General features: G+C 44.7%; 1 protein-coding gene. It reads right to left on the reverse strand.

Annotation, left to right across the window (positions count from 1 at the left end; all coding sequences use genetic code 11):
• Positions 1 to 6: 6 nt before the first annotated feature.
• Positions 7 to 255, reverse strand: a complete 249-nt coding sequence (gene rpsP / locus AAEY83_RS15005) for a 30S ribosomal protein S16 (protein WP_002962192.1) — start codon at positions 253 to 255, stop codon at positions 7 to 9.
• Between the last annotated feature and the right edge of the window lie 18 nt (positions 256 to 273).

Genomic DNA, 273 nt, shown 5'->3' on the forward strand with positions numbered 1-273 from the left:
CGCCTATTAAGCCGCTTTACGAGCGTCTTTTACTAACTTAGCTACGCGATCTGAAAGAGATGCGCCCTGACCTACCCAGTGTTCAACACGTGGTAAATCTAAACGAATTTTTTCTTCTTGACCTGAAGCAATTGGGTTAAAAAAGCCTACTTTCTCGATGAAGCGACCGTCACGCGAGAAACGGCTATCCGCAACCACAATTTGATAGAAAGGGCGTTTTTTAGCGCCACCACGTTGCAAACGAATAGTTACCATACCGTCCTCTATAAAGAT

Source organism: Psychrobacter sp. TB20-MNA-CIBAN-0197 (genome assembly GCF_040309765.1).
GTDB classification, from domain to species: Bacteria; Pseudomonadota; Gammaproteobacteria; order Pseudomonadales; family Moraxellaceae; genus Psychrobacter; species Psychrobacter submarinus.

Excerpts from the sequence above, each read along its gene's own strand:
- rpsP (WP_002962192.1), bottom strand. The coding sequence starts at position 255 with ATGGTAACTATTCGTTTGCAACGTGGTGGCGCTAAAAAACGCCCTTTC.